Source organism: Paenibacillus massiliensis subsp. panacisoli DSM 21345 (assembly GCF_000426545.1).
GTDB lineage: Bacteria > Bacillota > Bacilli > Paenibacillales > Paenibacillaceae > Paenibacillus > Paenibacillus panacisoli.
The window spans coordinates 176,650-193,050 of sequence record NZ_AUFO01000011.1 but is presented as its reverse complement, the minus strand read 5'-3'; the positions used below and the strand labels follow the sequence as shown (position 1 = coordinate 193,050).

The 16,401-nt window shown below is 47.4% G+C and carries 14 protein-coding genes and 1 pseudogene; 5 read left to right on the top strand and 10 right to left on the bottom strand.

The annotated features are described in order from the left end of the window. The first annotated feature begins 16 nt into the window (after positions 1 to 16). Both K331_RS0110545 and K331_RS29265 read left to right on the top strand, forming a co-directional pair. Positions 17 to 751 carry a ZIP family metal transporter gene (locus K331_RS0110545; RefSeq protein WP_018887269.1) on the top strand — a complete coding sequence of 245 codons (735 nt, stop codon included), beginning with the start codon at positions 17 to 19 and terminating at the stop codon, positions 749 to 751. Between the two features lie 241 nt (positions 752 to 992). Further along, positions 993 to 1,711: pseudogene (locus K331_RS29265) on the top strand (IS30 family transposase); the annotation flags it as partial. Between the two features lie 90 nt (positions 1,712 to 1,801). Here K331_RS29265 and K331_RS0110535 read toward each other — a convergent pair. Continuing rightward, on the bottom strand, positions 1,802 to 2,980 hold the full coding sequence (locus K331_RS0110535; RefSeq protein ID WP_028590287.1) for an RCC1 domain-containing protein: 1,179 nt from the start codon (positions 2,978 to 2,980) through the stop codon (positions 1,802 to 1,804). 290 nt (positions 2,981 to 3,270) lie between these two features. Here K331_RS0110535 and K331_RS0110530 point away from each other — a divergent pair, with 290 nt between their 5' ends. Both K331_RS0110530 and K331_RS33115 read left to right on the top strand, forming a co-directional pair. Next, positions 3,271 to 4,455 (top strand): hypothetical protein, encoded by a 1,185-nt coding sequence (locus K331_RS0110530; protein ID WP_036634621.1) that lies wholly within the window; start codon positions 3,271 to 3,273, stop codon positions 4,453 to 4,455. 235 nt (positions 4,456 to 4,690) lie between these two features. After that, positions 4,691 to 4,864 carry an IS3 family transposase gene (locus K331_RS33115; RefSeq protein ID WP_084165447.1) on the top strand — a complete coding sequence of 58 codons (174 nt, stop codon included), beginning with the start codon at positions 4,691 to 4,693 and terminating at the stop codon, positions 4,862 to 4,864. A 249-nt stretch (positions 4,865 to 5,113) separates the two neighbouring features. On the opposite strand, the gene K331_RS0110525 is transcribed toward K331_RS33115, so the two are convergent. The 3 genes from K331_RS0110525 to K331_RS0110515 all read right to left on the bottom strand — a co-directional run bounded on the left by K331_RS0110525 (position 5,114) and on the right by K331_RS0110515 (position 10,927). Beyond that, positions 5,114 to 7,111 carry a heavy metal translocating P-type ATPase gene (locus K331_RS0110525; protein WP_156897648.1) on the bottom strand — a complete coding sequence of 666 codons (1,998 nt, stop codon included), beginning with the start codon at positions 7,109 to 7,111 and terminating at the stop codon, positions 5,114 to 5,116. 358 nt (positions 7,112 to 7,469) lie between these two features. Continuing rightward, positions 7,470 to 8,360 (bottom strand): hypothetical protein, encoded by an 891-nt coding sequence (locus K331_RS0110520; protein ID WP_028590284.1) that lies wholly within the window; start codon positions 8,358 to 8,360, stop codon positions 7,470 to 7,472. Positions 8,361 to 8,602: 242 nt separating this feature from the next. After that, the gene (locus tag K331_RS0110515) at positions 8,603 to 10,927 is read right to left on the bottom strand and encodes a heavy metal translocating P-type ATPase (protein WP_028590283.1); all 2,325 of its coding nucleotides are present in this window, start codon (positions 10,925 to 10,927) and stop codon (positions 8,603 to 8,605) included. A gap of 337 nt (positions 10,928 to 11,264) precedes the next feature. On the opposite strand from K331_RS0110515, the gene K331_RS0110505 reads away from it, so the two are divergent. Beyond that, positions 11,265 to 11,579, top strand: coding sequence for a hypothetical protein (locus K331_RS0110505; RefSeq protein WP_028590282.1), 315 nt, complete (start codon positions 11,265 to 11,267; stop codon positions 11,577 to 11,579). A gap of 108 nt (positions 11,580 to 11,687) precedes the next feature. On the opposite strand, the gene K331_RS0110500 is transcribed toward K331_RS0110505, so the two are convergent. The 6 genes from K331_RS0110500 to K331_RS0110475 form a co-directional block, all read right to left on the bottom strand. Next, positions 11,688 to 12,059, bottom strand: a complete 372-nt coding sequence (locus tag K331_RS0110500; protein WP_025680746.1) for an ArsR/SmtB family transcription factor — start codon at positions 12,057 to 12,059, stop codon at positions 11,688 to 11,690. Between the two features lie 41 nt (positions 12,060 to 12,100). Then, a complete protein-coding gene (gene deoC, locus K331_RS0110495) occupies positions 12,101 to 12,778 on the bottom strand; it encodes a deoxyribose-phosphate aldolase (protein ID WP_028590281.1) in 678 nt (225 codons plus the stop codon). 115 nt (positions 12,779 to 12,893) lie between these two features. Beyond that, positions 12,894 to 13,268 carry a DnaJ family domain-containing protein gene (locus K331_RS0110490; RefSeq protein ID WP_028590280.1) on the bottom strand — a complete coding sequence of 125 codons (375 nt, stop codon included), beginning with the start codon at positions 13,266 to 13,268 and terminating at the stop codon, positions 12,894 to 12,896. A 206-nt stretch (positions 13,269 to 13,474) separates the two neighbouring features. Then, positions 13,475 to 13,801 carry a cytochrome o ubiquinol oxidase subunit IV gene (gene cyoD, locus K331_RS0110485; RefSeq protein WP_028590279.1) on the bottom strand — a complete coding sequence of 109 codons (327 nt, stop codon included), beginning with the start codon at positions 13,799 to 13,801 and terminating at the stop codon, positions 13,475 to 13,477. Position 13,802: 1 nt separating this feature from the next. Continuing rightward, positions 13,803 to 14,408: a cytochrome c oxidase subunit 3 gene (locus K331_RS0110480; RefSeq protein ID WP_018887258.1), complete on the bottom strand. Its 606-nt coding sequence runs from the start codon at positions 14,406 to 14,408 to the stop codon at positions 13,803 to 13,805. Continuing rightward, positions 14,408 to 16,384 (bottom strand): cbb3-type cytochrome c oxidase subunit I, encoded by a 1,977-nt coding sequence (locus tag K331_RS0110475; RefSeq protein WP_028590278.1) that lies wholly within the window; start codon positions 16,382 to 16,384, stop codon positions 14,408 to 14,410. The genes K331_RS0110480 and K331_RS0110475 overlap by 1 nt, the downstream gene beginning before the upstream one ends. Positions 16,385 to 16,401 lie beyond the last annotated feature (17 nt).

Sequence of the window (16,401 nt, the reverse complement as noted above, 5' to 3'; positions counted from 1 at the left end):
AGGTCTTGTCCGTCAAATGAATGATGTATTTATCGGTAGCTTCATCTCAGCGATGTCTACCGGACTCGGAGCTATACCTATTCTGTTCATGAAGCGGGTCACGCATCGCCTGCGTGATATCCTGCTGGCCTATGCGGCTGGCATTATGACCTCAGCTTCTGTGTTCAATCTGATTCCGGAGTCCTTGAATCAATCTAATTTTTTGGTGCTGTCGTTAGGTGTGCTACTGGGAGCTGTTGTATTGCTTGTACTGGAAATGTATATCCCTCACGTGGATTTGGAGGACCCGACCCAGCCGCAGATTTTCCAACTGGAGTCTAAGGCCTTCATGATTATCGCTGCAATCACCTTGCATAACCTGCCTGAAGGGCTATCCGTAGGTGTGAGCTATGCGAGCGAGAATGAGAGTCTCGGGAATCTGATCGCACTGTCAATCGGATTACAAAATGCTCCTGAGGGCTTCCTCGTTGCCCTCTTTCTGGTGCATCAGAATATCGGACGATTCAAGGCACTTGGTATCGCCACCTTGACGGGTGCCGTCGAGATCATTACGAGTCTCATTGGCTATTATCTTAGTTCCTTCGTTGCCGGGCTGGTGCCTTACGGACTCGCCTTTGCAGCCGGTGCAATGATGTTCATCGTCTACAAGGAGCTGATCCCGGAGAGTCATGGGGACGGCAACCAGCGCGTTGCGACCATCTCATTCATCCTGGGATTGCTAACGATGATTGGTCTAACGGTACTGCTATAGCTAATCGGAGATATACCAATGCTATTGAAAATCTCCTACCAACCGTCAGCTGTCTTCTAACTACATCATGCTTCTGCCAGATACTGGATGCAAAAAAAGAAGCTACTGCGGTTTGATATCATCCCCTCAGAGTAGACAGAGAAAAGCAAGTACCTTACTCTGTCTACTCTGAGGGGATTTCTTATGGGGAAACTTAGAAATACATATGATATAGCGTTCAAGCGCCATAAGGCTTTAGGCGACTTGGTCTCCGGAGCAAATCGTAGAGCGATTGCGTCTGGAGGGTTAATCGATGGTATGTTTTAAAACGATCTATCGCTGGCTGTATACAGGCCGTCTGGTGAAAGGCGTACTTGCTGTCCTCAGGCACAAAGGGAAGCGGCAGAAGCCAGCAGAGACACGCGGCAAGTTCGCTGTAGGCAAGCCCATCTCTCAGCATCCGAAAGAGATTCGTAACCGGGATACCTTCGGCCATTGGGAGCTGGATTCGGTGGTCTCGGGCCGTGGGAACAGCAAGGGCTGCGTAGCTACGTTCATCGAACGAAAGACCCGCTTGTACACAGCGATTCGTATGCCAGACCGTACCGCGTTGTCCATGGAGATTGCCTTTGGGGTAGCGGCTTCGCAGTGCCCTGCCCATGTGTTTCAAACCGCTACCGGAGACTGGGGCAAGGAGTTCGCCTGTTACACCAGCCTGGAAGCCATTCATTGGGTGCAGGTGTATTATGCAGATCCGTATTCCTCCTGGCAACGCGGCTCGAATGAAAATGCCAATGGCCACCTGCGAGAGTTTTTCCCAAGGGGGCGAATTTCGCACAAATCACGGATGAAGCTCTAGAAAACGCTCTGCACTTGACCAATCACAGACCACGTAAATGTCTGGGCCGGAGAACCGCTCACCAATCTTTTTCAGAGGAACTGTCGCACTCGGCTTTACAATTCGCCATCAAACTTTCCTAATTTTGGTTTTAGATTTTAATTCCCAGAAAAAAGAGAAAAGATGAGCCAATTTGATGACCCATCTCCTAAGTTGTATTATTTTCTTGAGTATTAATTAAAAGGATTTGGAAAATCCGATTTAGTTGCTACTATTTGCTTTTTAATTTTTTTATCAATTCCAAGTTTTCCATTACCATTACTTCCCCATGCCCAGAGTGAGCCATCTGATTTTAAAGCGTGCGAATGATCATCTTTGGCTACGATAGCAACAACATCAGTAAGTGGAGAATATGTAGTATCAATGACTTGAACTGGAGTTTTATATGAAAACTGGCTAGTTCCATTTCCCACTTGACCGCTAGCATTTACTCCCCAGGCCCATACAGATCCATCTTTTTTCAGAGCCAAAGCATGAGAGCCTCCCACACTTATTTTATCAACATTAGTAATGTCAATAGATACGGGATAGCTTCTCTTAATTGTTGTACCGTCTCCAAGCCTTCCCTGTACATTTCTGCCTGACCCATAAACTTCACCACTATTGGTTACGACATATAATCTGTCTTCTCCGACAGAAAAACTTTTAACATCTTCAATTGGATACGGTACAGGGAAAGTTTGATCTTCCTCATTGTCCTGTCCTAAAGAACCTGTTGATCCTTGTCCCCATACCCACAAAACATTATCTTCATCTAAAGCTGCACTGGTATTATAGTTCGAATCAATAGCTACAATACGACTTAACTCCTGAACTTTGACAGGGACGCCTGAAAGAGTCCCTTTCCCCTTAGTTCCTATTCCCAGTTGGCCATATAAATTTGTTCCAAACGACCACACTGTTCCGTCATTTTTCAATACGATTGTGAAACCTTTTCCCGCTCTTGCTTCTTTAACATTATCAATTAAATTACTTTTAATAGGCACTTTCATAATTTGTGTTCTCTGTCCCGTTCCTCCTTCTCCGTAACTTGCATATCCCCAAGACCACAGTGTACCATCATTTTTCACTAAGACCGCATGAGTTCCATTACCAGCATCAATCATCGCTATGTCAGATATGTCAACCTTTAAAGGAGTAGCGGAGTAATTACCTGCACTAACTCCAAGGTTCATGCCTAATCCAGCTGCATAAAACGAAGAACCATCCTCCATTGCAAGATATGTATTATCATTTCTTGCAGCAAGAAGATTATCATAATTCGAATTTGGAGCAGCACTAGTCACTCCTGAGCTTACTCCAACAAGCATAACCACTGATAAAACACTTATTAAAAATCTTTTTCTTAGCATAAGCTTCACGCCTCTCATAATAGTGTTATATTTCATAAATTAAATTATAAACCCATAATTTTCTATTATCAATATTTATATTACAATATTAAAAGTATATTGAATTAATAATATTATTATTTAATAATACCATTATCGAACTTTATTGGAGTTTATGTACTTTATATGAACTAAACATAAAATTGTGTATTAAAATTCCTTTAAAGGATATAATTACTTCGTCACCACTATTAAGTTTACTATTATTGTAATTTGAGTAATAGTAATCTAACACTGAAAGGGGAATTAACATGAAACCATTATTCAAACAGACTTTAATATTATTAAGCATGTTCATCCTTCTACTACCCACTACTGCATCAGCTATTTCAGTTGGGCAAAAGATACCAATTAACTCGTTTACTAATAGGGTACCTAGCGATTCAACAGAGGTATCTGTTGAAAAAACAGGAAAACAAGTTTTTATATCAAATGCTCCCGAAGCTATCGAAAAAGCATCGCAAGTCAATCAGACACTTTATCGTGATACTGTAAGAGGAGACTTTAGATTTTGGTCATATCATATTAATAAACTCGGTGGTCCAATTTCTTTCTACATGTTTGTGAAAAACACAAATTCTTACCCAATTAATCTGTATTATTATAGTAAAGGTGATGGGTTATCAACTGATCCTAATAATCCTGCGAAAGCGGGGGCTCAAGCAATTGACAAATTCCTGAAAGAACCTTCAAGTAAATCTAAAAAATTCATTGTTCGTTTGAAGCCAGGTGAATCACACTTTTTCAATTATGCTAATAGTAAAGGAAAATATACTATTGCTTTTATTGGTGACTTTCGAGCAGAAAACGCAACTAATAATCAGACGGCAGATTCTCTAAAGATCTCTGACATCGTTACTAATGATGGTTCAAAGAATATTATTCAGTATGCGAATACAACAACAATTGCCCCTACTAATGTTGATGTTGAGAAAGACAAAGATGACTGTTATCGTGGACTACTAGAACATTCAGGAAGAACTGTAACTCTCAACGTAACACTGGACTCAAACAACCTTGAAAAGTGGATCGCTTTTGGTGACGGAGAAAGTTTAAGTTTAAAAGATGAGCAAGAACGTCTCACATCGAGATGGTCACGAGACGGACTGGCACAAGATCCTACTGAGGTGTTTACCTTCAAAAATGGCATAACTAAATACCAGGGAGCGTTTTGGGCAACAGATTATACATTTAATATTAACATTATTAACAAATCAAATCGTACAAAAGTTCTTACTCTTCTAGGAAGTGCTAAGAACGCTTTACGTGGAGGTACTATTCATTACAAAATCAGTCCTGCAACTAAATACAAACCATCAGTGAAGTTCAGTAAGGGAGACGCAGTGGTGATTGATAATAGAAAACAATACACTTTAGATACAATTATCCCTCCAGGGGTAAATAGCCCTTACGGACTGTTTTTCAGGGCAGAATAAACAAACTTTTGAGTGAATTATTGAACGTTTATGATCTGTTTATCTTGTATTAGCATTGATACGCACTGACCTAGGCACGATCACAAAGTATTATTCTTCTAAAATGCATTCATTCGTAATCTTATTAACTATCCTTTTCTGTAAGAACATAGGGGATAATAAAGATAACTTTATAAGTTCCCCTGTAATGGTTGCCAGTATGTCCAGAAAGGGAAACTGCTAGGATAACGCATGTATGGAGAACTTCTTTAGCCATTCCAAAGCGGAGTGTTTTAATCGTTACAGGTTTCGAACAGGTGAGGCAGTGAAACATGTTGTTCAACGTTACATCTATTTCTACAACCACCAACGTTTTCAACAAAAATTAAGCAACCTAAGCCCGTATGAATATCGGACTCAGGTTGCTTAAAGTTGCTTTTTATTTGCTGTCTACTTGACAGGGGTGTGTTCAGTTCTACGTCAGTAGCTTTTTTGGCGTAACATTTACTGCCTCATCGCCTCATTTTCTACGTTGCTTCGTTGTCCCCATGCTTAATTACATCCTAGTCTCCGCGCTTACTTACTTACTTACTTACTTACTTACTTACTTACTTACTTACTTACTTACCCTCCCACCTCTTTTCTCTCACGCCCAATTTCCCTGTTCAGTCGACTTTCACTACTTTGTCCGCTCTCCCTGCGAGACAGGTCGAAGCAGTCTTAGACCATTCAAAATCACAAGCAGTGTACTACCCTCGTGTCCGATTACGCCCAGCGGGAGCGCGATATTCTCCATAAAGTTCGCGGTGATGAGGATCAGAATGACCAGCATCGCAAAGATCATGTTCTGCTTGACGATACGTGCAGCACGGCGAGCTACGATAATCGTGGAGGCAATCTCCTCAATGCCATCATTCATCAAGACCACATCAGCCACCTCCAGTGCAGCACCACTGCCATTCATGCCCATACCCAATCCCACGGTAGCAGCTGCTAAAGCTGGCGCATCATTGACACCATCCCCCACCATCACGACATGACCATGCTGCTCTCGCAGCTGGCGCACATGCTCAACCTTCTGCCCTGGCGTCAGACCGCCATATACCCAATCCACTCCTGCCTCTCGTGCAATGACAGCTGCGGTGTCGGGATGATCCCCCGATAGCATCGCTACCTTTACCCCAATGGCACGTAGACGTTGTATTGCTTCTCGGGCCTGTGGGCGCAGTTCATCCCGTGCTCCGATCAGACCAACAAGGGCATCCTCCCGCAAAATAACAGATACCGTCTTGCCCTCCTGCTCCAGCTTCGTTCGAAGCTCCTGCCAGTGCGGAGCCAGGTTCGGCAGCTGCGTCAGCACGTCAGAGCGACCAATCTTCCATTCGATTCCCTCTACTCGACCTTCCATCCCCCAGCCGGTAATAGACCTCACTTGCTCGGCCTCAGGCAGCTCCAGCCCTTCCTCTTCAGCCTTGGCTACGACTGCCTTGGCCAGCGGATGCTTGGACAGACTTTCGATCGCTGCTACAGCGGTCATGATGTCCCAACGATCGAAGCCATCTGCCGTGAACCAATCTGTAACCTGTGGAGCCCCCTCTGTCAATGTTCCCGTCTTATCGAAGGCCACAACGGAGGTCAGAGCCATATTTTCCATGTGGCTACCGCTTTTGAACAGAATCCCACGTCTTGCCCGGTTGGAGATAGCTGACAGCATGGCAGGCATAATCGAAGATACCAGCGCACAGGGAGATGCCACTACGAGAAATACCATCGCCTTGTAGAAAGTCTCTTGCCAGCTCCAGCCGAACAGCAGCGGTGCCAGAGCAAGGATCAGTACCGTAATCGCCACTACAGCCTTGGCATATATTCCCTCGAATCGCTTAATGAAGCGCTGGGATTGCGGAACCTCTGTCTTGGCCTCCTCTACCAGCTTGACGATCTTGGCGAATACCGATCCCTCTGATGAGCGACTGACCTTCACATACAGTACACCCTCACCATTCACAGTCCCCGCATATACTTCGGCTCCAGTTGTCTTGTCGATCGGTATAGATTCTCCTGTAATGGATGACTGGTTCACAGCGGAGCGACCACGGTCGATGATGCCATCTGCTGGAATCAGCTCTCCTGGACGAACAAGAATCAGATCGCCGGGGATCAGTTGTTCAATTGAGACAAGCTCCATTCCCTCGTCCGTCATTCGGACGGCCGTCTCGGGCTGAAGCGCCACCAACTGCGATATATCCCGGCTGCTGCGCTCATTGGTCAGACTCTCCAGAGCTCCGCTCAGGGCAAATATAAAGATAAGCATCGCTCCTTCATTCCAGTAGCCGATGGCAGCAGCTCCAAGTGAAGCAGCAATCATGAGCAGATTCACATCCAGATCCCGTTCCTGTAGCAGTGTCTCCACACCCTCCCGGGCCTTGGACCACCCACCGAGGGTATAAGATACGATATAGAGCGCTACAGACAACCAGTAGGAGTAGCCCGTTACTCCCCATGCAACCAGCATAAGTACCCCACTACCCAATGCTGCCTGCATCTCCTTGTTGCGAATCAGAGCTTGCATTCGAGAGCCAGGCTGTGGTCCTGATCCAGGACGGCCCAGTTGTTGGGCTTTCTTGGAGTCCTCTTTCTGTGGACGTACGATTCCTTTGTTAATAGCTTGCATGACCATCACGATCCTTTCTGTCCGATCATAATTTCTGTCCTTAATGAGAATGAGAGCCATTGTTAGTCCCCTGAAAATGGCACATGCTGCACCGATATGAACCGGTGCAGCATGTCAGACAATGAGAATGATAATCATTGTTTACCTTATACAATTATTTTTACCAAACGCAACTTATGCAGTCATTATACGCTCCTATTGTATAGCTGTAAAGGGCAAATCGCTGAGGTGCAATATCGTATGCTACACACAGCAAAAAAGGCACACATCTCCGCGAGATGGTGTGCCTAGACGGGATCATATTTTTTTCAGCGCCCATGGGCATGCCCTGCTAATGTCTCATTATAATGACGTTGTAAGCTGGTCAGGCTTGAGTAAATACACCCGGCTCGCAGATGAAGCCGTAAGCTTCACCGAGCGTCACGTCTTCAAGATAGCGCTCTATGGCACAAAGCTGCTGCCCCTTGGCCGTCGCCCATACCTTAATATGCGGCTTGATACCGCTCAGTGCATGAGCCAGCCCCGCCCACTCTCCGGCTGATGCGAGATGGTTATGGCTGCTACATGTGTCTGCAGTCGTCTTGGGGAGCCCATCCAGAATTACAAAATCTGCGATTCTCGCCATATCCACATGAATCCGTGTATACTCGATCCCACTGTAGATGGCTCCAACCCGATAACGTACTGAGCCACGGTAGCCAAGTAGTGTCTGCCTGCTCACCTGCTCCAGCCATTCGTCCATCTGACGGAAGGTACTTATACTGTCGGGATCTGGGATCGCAATCTCCAGCTCAAGCTCCTTTCCTTGGCGAATGGAGGTCCAGGCTGCTCGTAGCAAAGCTTCGGCTTGAATATCCTGGAGCTCGCGCAACAGACCTGCCTCAGGTATCGAATGTACCAGAGCTACAGACAACGCCTGCCCGCTCAGCACAGACATGCATGAATCATATTGGGCTTCGAGTATAGCCCTCATTCTTCTTCCCCACACAAGCCGGGTATCGAGAGGCGATCCTTTGTACATCTCAACAAGCTCAAGTAGGCTCGTTGCCATGAACTGGGCATCTCCCCTGAGGAACACCCCATCTACGCTGGCGGGCACCTCAGGCCATGACGGATGAGAGAAATCCATCATGTACCTGGACAGATCCATACGGATGCCTGATCGCTTATTCAGCGTGCCAGACTCCCTGACTCTAGCTACCCTGTCTTGGCCAGCATGCTCCTCAAGCCTTAATTCCCCTCGTCTTGCGCTCATGCATGCTCATCCTTTCCAACTCATATTGAATACACTAATTCACGCTGCATGATGGTTCCAGTAAAGCGTTATCAGCAGCCCTAGAATTACCATATTAGCTTCCATCTTCCCTTATGCCGATTAACGGATGGATCAGCAAAAGAAGGCACCTCAGCTCCCAAGAACTGCAATGCCTTTGACTCGTAAACATGAACTGACTCTTCACTACCTGCTAATTGATCTTGACGACATTAGAGAACCGTTTACCCTGTTGCCGTGGTTGGTTGATCAGATGCTCCCGTTTCCTCTGTTTCAACTTTTAGCACCCTCATCACATTTAGTACGGCCAACAAAGTAACCCCTACATCAGATATGACCGCTTCCCACATCGTGGCAATACCGAAAGCCCCGAGAGTAAGAAATGCTGTCTTGACCAGCAAGGCAAAAATAATATTTTGCCATACAATCGTGCGCGTGCGCTTGGCTATTTTTATCGCCTCTGCCAGTCGAGACGGCTCATCATTCATAATGACAATATCCGCTGCTTCAATAGCTGCGTCCGAGCCTAGTTCTCCCATTGCCACCCCTACATCAGCTCTTGCCAGCACCGGGGTATCATTGATCCCGTCACCTACGAACAGAATTTTCTCCTTAGTGGCCTTGCTCGCAGCCAAGCGCTCAATCTGCTCTACCTTATTCTGTGGCAGCAGCTCTGCATATACCTCATCGAGGCCTAGCTGCTCACCAACCGCCTGCCCCACTGCTTGAGCATCGCCAGTTAGCATGATTGTCTTCTTGATCCCCAGCTTCTTCAATTCAGCCAACGCCCGCGCAGAGTCCTCCTTCACCTCATCAGCGATGTTCAGATAACCTGCATAGGTGCCATCAATAGCGAGGTGTACAACCGTACCACTACTCTCTGCCTGTGTGAAGTTGATGCTCTCACGCTTCATTAGCTTAACATTGCCTGCCAGTACCTGATGACCATCAATGACCGCTTGAATTCCGTGACCAGATATTTCGTCATATTGTGTGATACGCCCAGCTTCTAACGGATGTCCATAAGCAGAGCGTACAGATTCTGCTATAGGATGCGTGGAATGCAATTCTGCCAGGGCAGCTGTCTCCAGCAGCTCATTCTCGCTTAAGCCCTCTGCCGGATAGATGGCAGTGACTTTGAAAGTTCCCTTGGTCAATGTTCCCGTCTTATCAAATACCGCGTAGCTGACATCGTTAAGGGCCTCCAGGAAGTTTCCTCCCTTAATTAATACGCCAATTCTGGAGGCCGCACCGATCCCGCCGAAGAAGCCAAGTGGAATGGATACGACCAGCGCACAAGGGCAGGAAATGACCAGGAAGATTGTAGCCCGATAGATCCACTCCGTAAAAGTCGCATCAACAAGCACAAGTGGAGGAATGACCGCCATCAGGAGCGCAATCACGACAACTACAGGCGTATAGTATCTTGAAAATTTAGTGATGAATTTCTCGGTCGGCGCTTTCTTGCTGCTCGCGTTCTGCACCAGCTCCAAGATTTTCGATACTGTGGATTCCCCGAATTCCTTAGTGACCTCCACTGTGAGCACACCGTTCTTGTTAACCGTACCGCTCAGCACTTGTTCTCCTACCTCGACACTCCGTGGCACAGATTCACCTGTAAGCGCTGAAGTATCAATCATAGATCGGCCCGAAATGACTTTGCCATCGAGCGGAACCTTCTCCCCAGGCTTGATCTGAATGTGATCACCTACCTCTACCTCTTCTGGCGAGACACGGCGTACCTCTCCATTCACTAACAAATTAGCAGAGTCTGGACGGATATCAAGAAGCGAGGTAATCGATTTGCGAGAACGATTCACTGCAATTCCCTGGAACATCTCGCCTACCTGGTAAAACAGCATAACTGCCACGCCTTCAGGATATTCACCAATAGCGAACGCGGCCAGTGTGGCTACGGACATCAGGAAATACTCATCAAAAAGATTGCCTCTAAAGAGGTTCCTTACAGCCTGATAGACAATGTCACCGCCAATAATGAGATAAGCTAGTGCATAAAGAGAAAATGATGGCCAAAACTGATCGTTCAATAAAAATCCACCAATCCCCAACACCAGCGCTGCTCCTAGACGATACAGCATCTTTCGTGTCGCACCTTCGCCATGATCGTGACTATGTCCGGCATGAGCATCCTCGCCGTGGTCATGGCTGTGATCATTGTGATCATGATCTGCATGTGAGTGTCCACCATGCTTGTGTGAATGCGCTTGGCCCGCATGGTCGTGACCAGCCTGGCCAGGACTATGCGCAGTTCTGTTGCTACCAGCTTTCGATCGGCGTGCGACAGCCCCGGCATCCATCATCTGAATATGGGGCTCCAGGCTCTTAACCTTTTTACGCGCTCCCTCCGCAACTGCTTCAGCCAATTCTTCTTTCATTTCCAGCGTTAACTTCTTGGTTACAAAATTCACGGAGCATGAAGTCACACCTTCGACCTTCTGTACTCCATCCTCAATCTTACGGGCACAGTTCGCACAATCCAGTCCTTCCAATATCCATTCCCGCTTGACGCTTCCTTGAGCCGTACTCATGTTAGCACCTCATCCCTTAACAAATAACATATGAGCAATTGTTCATGTTTTGGTTTATACAGTTATTATATTCACCCCTACTTTGGTAAGTCAACCACATTTGCCTGATCAAACGGAATTTTTTCGGGAATACCAAACACTTGAGCATGATGAATCATTCCTAAGAGCAACCCACGACTTATAGCTTCAAGTAATTGATATCGAATGGTGCAAAATGCTAACATATGAACAATTACTGAATTCATTCAAGAGGGGCTATTCCAGACCGTGCTTATCCACTACAATTTGAAGTATAGCGATTATTTTAAATTTTAACCAAGCTGCGAAAGGGGTCCCCATGAACAATAAGCTTTCTTTGATTCTCCGAATGGTATTGCTGAGCGTGTTCCTTTTGTTTCCTAGTGCCCACACAGCTGCTGCTGGGTTCAGTGGAGCTGACGCGGTGCCTGTAGCTAGCATCGACAATACGAGCACGACAGATTCACATGACAATGAAAATGGCAATCAAGTAGAAATGACCCCGGCTCCGACCAAGGGGTACATTGTCTTTGAAGACGAATTACCTTATACCGGCCTGATCCTTGGATGCGTCCTGATTCTACTGATCGTCCTTGGCCGGATTGGCTTCTCGTATTGGAGCCGCAAGCGCTAATTAACACTCTTCGTTCCTCCTTCACTCCATGCCTTACAGAGCTGGAACGCACCAAAAAACAGGCAGGATGCTGAACATGTTCAGCTCCTGCCTGTTTTTGGTTGCGAATCATTTATGCGTAATGTGCTCATGGGTCTGCAAGAAGATCTGCTCGACATGATTGTCGTCCAAAGAATAGTAGACCGTCTTGCCTACCTTTCTGCGCTTCACAATACGAACATTTCGTAAATAGCGCAACTGATGAGAAACGGCGGATTGACCCATATCCAGAATGACTGTCAGATCATGCACGCACAATTCATTTTGCGCCAATGCATAGATAAGCTTGATGCGGGTTGGGTCACCGAGTGCCTTGAATAGCTCTGACATTTTGTAAGCTGTGTCATCTTCAATGATGGAAGACTTGATATGATCAAGCTCCTGTTCACCCGATCCATGACACGTCTGCTCACATTCCATGGCCTCTGTCTCGGAATTCATCGTCTCACCCCGTTTCTTGAGCTGCAATTCGAGCTCATTCATTAATATGCCGACTGGGACTCCTCGCCCTTCGCGATTGCAACCCCACCGCTAGTTCCGATACGTGTAGCACCGGCTTCAACCATGATACGGGCGTCCTCAGCACTACGTACACCACCGGATGCCTTCACACCGATGTCCGGTCCTACCGTCTTACGCATCAAGGCGATATCTTCCTTGGTTGCTCCACCTGTAGAGAAGCCTGTGGAGGTCTTCACATAATCAGTTCCAGCTTCCACAGCCAGCTTGCATGCTCGTACCTTCTCATCGTCCGTAAGCAGGCAGGTCTCAATAATGACCTTGGTTAATGCCTTACCACGCGCAGCCTCTACGACAGCAGCGATATCACGGCGCACCAGATCATCCTCTCCGTTCTTGAGAGCTCCGATGTTAATAACCATGTCCACTTCGGTTGCACCTTTGGCAATAGCATCACCTGTCTCAAATGCCTTCGTCTCCGGTGTAGAAGCGCCCAGAGGGAAACCAATCACAGTGCATACCTTCACTTCAGGTGTGTCCTTCAGCACCTCATAGGCTGTAGCCACCCATGCCGGGTTCACACAGACCGAGGCGAACTTGAACTGCTTAGCTTCCTCGGCCAGCTTTACAATATCCTCACGGCGGGCATCCGCCTTTAATAACGTATGATCAATAATGCTGGTTAGGGATTGCTGGGTCATGAGTATTCCTCCATATAAGTAATATCTTCACTTCGTTATCATACCAATTGCCGACGATTTTGCCAAACTGACTTCTGTCTTAGCTACTGCATTCAGTTTGCTCAGTCCAGCGTCTCTATTCCTCTAGGCGCTTACGCACAGCTGATTCATATTCATAGAATACAGGCGAATTGCCAAGCCCTCTCTCTTCCAGGAGCATCCTGAGTCGAAGTGATTTCTCCGTCAGTCTGCGGCTAATCCGCTCCTTCTCCCCTGCTTCACGGCAAGCATGCAGCAAGTCGTGCAGCTTGATGCATTCCTGACGAAGCTGCAGCTCCTCCGGAAGGATGCCAGCATTTTTCAAAAGCTTATACGACATGCGCAGGTCCTCCGGGACATGGGATAAATCCTCCATGACAAGAGGCTTGCCTGCTCCTGGTAAATGATCAAATTCTCCCTTTGCCATAGCCTCGGCAATCTTCTGCTCCGCTAATCTAGAGAACATCCCCATAGCACATATCAGCTCCTTGTCTCAGCCTTTCATATATTAACTATGATACACCGAACTGAAGCCTGGAGGACAGTTTTTTGTCCCTTACCTGAAGAGATGAGCCACAGCTACAGGCAATCAATCACAAAAAAAGTGCCCCGGACCAGTACAGTCACGGAGCACCCGATTGAAGCTGTTATGCAAGGGAAATCATCCCCGGTTATGAATCAGTGAGCAACTGTGTTGTTCCCCATGATCCAGATAGAGCCGCCTACGATCGTCAGCAGAATAGTCACTCCAAGTATCAGAGTCATCACATTCCAACGAGGTCCTTGGCCATCACGGATATGCATGAAGAAGTACAGCTGTACAATAAACTGCAGCACGGCAGTTACGAAGATCACGATCAAGGTGCCAAGACGATCCACCATATCGTTCATGACGATAACGAGTGGAATAATCGTCAGCACAATGGAGAGGATGAAGCCGACTACATACGACTTCACTGAACCATGACTCTCATGCTCATGGGAATCTGAATGATGCTGCGCCATCTTACATCACCCCCATCAGATAAACAACGGATAATACGAAGATCCAGACGGCATCCAAAAAGTGCCAGTAAAGGCTGAGTGTGTTGACCTTGCCTTTGGTATCCGCTGTGATGCCGCGCTTCTTCAGTTGAAGCATCAGCCCAAAGAGCCAGAATGCCCCTACGGTAACGTGAAGACCATGCGTACCTACCAGCGTATAGAACGCCGTCCAGTAGGCACTCGTTGAGATCGCTGCTCCTTCATGTACCAGTTCACGGAACTCATGAATTTCAAGCCCCAGGAACGTCAGACCTAGCAGCAATGTAACTGCCAGCCAGAACAGCATTGGCTTGAGCTTGCCCTTGTTCATTTCCAGAACAGCAAGCCCGCTTGTGAAGCTACTCGTCAAGAGCACGAAGGTCGAGATAATGATACCTGTCATATTGAATAGCTCAGGTCCCGGACCACCAGCCGTATTATTCTGCAACACAATAAAGGTAGCAAAGATCGTACTGAACAGGATAACGTCCGTCACCAGGAATATCCAAAAGCCAAGCATCTTCATCTCCTGAGGATCATGATGCCCATGATCATGGCCATGATGGTTATGAGCTGCTGCTTGTGCCATTACACTGACCCCCTTATAGCCGCTTCCGTACGTTTTACCTCATCGACAGGGATATAATAATCGTTGTCGTAGGAGTAGAACGAACGTGCAATCATACAAGCTGCTACGCCGATCAGGCCCGGAATGTAGAAGAACCACCAGCTGAATACGAAGCCAAAGCCAGCAATGAACCAGAACACCGACATGATGAATGGAATTGCAGAGTTCTTCGGCATGTGAATCGGTTCGATCGGTTGTTCTTTCTTGAAGATGCCTTGCTTACGACGTTCTTTCTCTTCCCACCAGTCATCACGGTCAGTGACCTGTGGCAGTGTGGCGAAGTTATATTCAGGAGCCGGAGAAGGAATGGACCACTCAAGCGTACGAGCATCCCATGGATCTCCAGTTGTATCCTTCAGCTTGCGATAATTCAGAATACCTACAGCAATCTGTGCAACCTGGAACAGGAAGGCAATACCCATCAGGAAGGCACCGATTGTCGATACGAAGTTGAGCGGAGCCCAGCCTGTATCCCAGCCATAGGTGCTGATCCGGCGCGTCATACCCATCAGACCGAGCGAGTATTGTGGCAGGAAGCAGACATAGAAGCCAATGTTCCAGAACCAGAATGCCCATTTACCCAGCGTCTCCGGCAGGGAGAAGCCGAACATCTTCGGCCACCAGTAGTAGAGACCAGCGAAGTAACCGAACACCACACCACCGATGAGGGCAGAGTGGAAGTGAGCAATCAGGAAGTAGCTGTTATGGAACTGGAAGTCTGCCGGTGCAACGGCCAGCATAACCCCTGTCAGACCCGCGATGAGGAAGTTCGGAATGAACGCAATCGCCCACATCATCGGCGTCGGGAAGGTCAGCTTACCACGGTACATCGTGAACAGCCAGTTGAATACTTTAACCCCTGTCGGGATTGCTATCGCCATTGTACTTATCGCGAAGAAGGCATTGACGTCCGCCCCCGAGCCCATCGTGAAGAAGTGGTGAGCCCATGTGAAGAAGGACAGTACGCTGATGATCAGCATCGCGAATACCATGGATTTGTAACCGAACAGACGCTTCTTGGAGAAGGCCGCGATGACATCAGAATAGATACCGAATGCAGGCAGAACTACGATGTACACCTCAGGGTGTCCCCACATCCAGATCAGGTTGATATACATCATCGGGTTCCCGCCCATATCGAGCGTGAAGAAGTGTCCGCCAGCGAAGCGGTCGATGAACAGCATCGCCAGAGTTACCGTCAGAATCGGGAATGCAAAAATGATGATGATACAGGACGCGAATACCGACCATGTGAACATCGGCATCTTCATCCAGGTCATGCCTGGAGCACGCATCTTGATGATCGTTACGATGAAGTTAATACCTGTTGCCAGGGAACCGATACCTGAGATCTGTATCCCCCAGATGTAGAAGTTCTGTCCGACACCAGGACTATGTGAAAGCTCCGATAGTGGCGGATAGCTCAGCCAGCCTGCATCTGGCGAACCGCCGATGACGAAGGACAGGTTGAACAGCATTGCACCCATGAAGAACAACCAGAAGCTCAGTGCGTTCAGGAATGGGTATGCAACGTCGCGCGCGCCGATCTGCAATGGCACGGCGATATTGAAGAGACCGAACATGAGTGGCATCGCCATGAACAGGATCATGATCGTGCCGTGTGTCGTAAATACTTGGTTGTAATGCTCAGGATGCAGGAAATCTATACCTGGCAGTGCGATCTGGGCACGCATCATGAGCGCATCCACACCACCACGGAACAGCATCAGAATACTTGCGAGGATGTACATAATCCCCACTTTTTTATGGTCAACAGTCGTTAACCAGTTTTTCCAGAGCCAGCCCCATTTTTTAAAGTACGTCAGTCCTCCTACAATCCCGATCGACGCCAGTGCGATGGTAACCATCGCTCCGTAGATCAGCGGATCGCCAGTAACGAAGAAGAACTGTGCGAACTCTTTAAGGTTCTCTAACATTGGGGGCCTCCTTTCCC

What these genes read in the sequence shown, in the direction of transcription:
- K331_RS0110505 (WP_028590282.1), top strand. Translation starts at nt 11,265, where the DNA reads ATGAACAATAAGCTTTCTTTGATTCTCCGAATGGTATTGCTGAGCGTG.
- K331_RS0110490 (WP_028590280.1), bottom strand. Translation starts at nt 13,268, where the DNA reads ATGGGGATGTTCTCTAGATTAGCGGAGCAGAAGATTGCCGAGGCTATG.
- K331_RS0110515 (WP_028590283.1), bottom strand. Translation starts at nt 10,927, where the DNA reads ATGAGTACGGCTCAAGGAAGCGTCAAGCGGGAATGGATATTGGAAGGA.
- K331_RS0110500 (WP_025680746.1), bottom strand. Translation starts at nt 12,059, where the DNA reads ATGAATTCCGAGACAGAGGCCATGGAATGTGAGCAGACGTGTCATGGA.
- K331_RS0110545 (WP_018887269.1), top strand. Translation starts at nt 17, where the DNA reads ATGAATGATGTATTTATCGGTAGCTTCATCTCAGCGATGTCTACCGGA.
- K331_RS0110475 (WP_028590278.1), bottom strand. Translation starts at nt 16,384, where the DNA reads ATGTTAGAGAACCTTAAAGAGTTCGCACAGTTCTTCTTCGTTACTGGC.
- K331_RS0110525 (WP_156897648.1), bottom strand. Translation starts at nt 7,111, where the DNA reads ATGGTCATGCAAGCTATTAACAAAGGAATCGTACGTCCACAGAAAGAG.
- K331_RS0110530 (WP_036634621.1), top strand. Translation starts at nt 3,271, where the DNA reads ATGAAACCATTATTCAAACAGACTTTAATATTATTAAGCATGTTCATC.
- K331_RS0110535 (WP_028590287.1), bottom strand. Translation starts at nt 2,980, where the DNA reads ATGCTAAGAAAAAGATTTTTAATAAGTGTTTTATCAGTGGTTATGCTT.
- cyoD (WP_028590279.1), bottom strand. Translation starts at nt 13,801, where the DNA reads ATGGCGCAGCATCATTCAGATTCCCATGAGCATGAGAGTCATGGTTCA.
- K331_RS33115 (WP_084165447.1), top strand. Translation starts at nt 4,691, where the DNA reads ATGGAGAACTTCTTTAGCCATTCCAAAGCGGAGTGTTTTAATCGTTAC.
- K331_RS0110520 (WP_028590284.1), bottom strand. Translation starts at nt 8,360, where the DNA reads ATGAGCGCAAGACGAGGGGAATTAAGGCTTGAGGAGCATGCTGGCCAA.
- K331_RS0110480 (WP_018887258.1), bottom strand. Translation starts at nt 14,408, where the DNA reads ATGGCACAAGCAGCAGCTCATAACCATCATGGCCATGATCATGGGCAT.
- deoC (WP_028590281.1), bottom strand. Translation starts at nt 12,778, where the DNA reads ATGACCCAGCAATCCCTAACCAGCATTATTGATCATACGTTATTAAAG.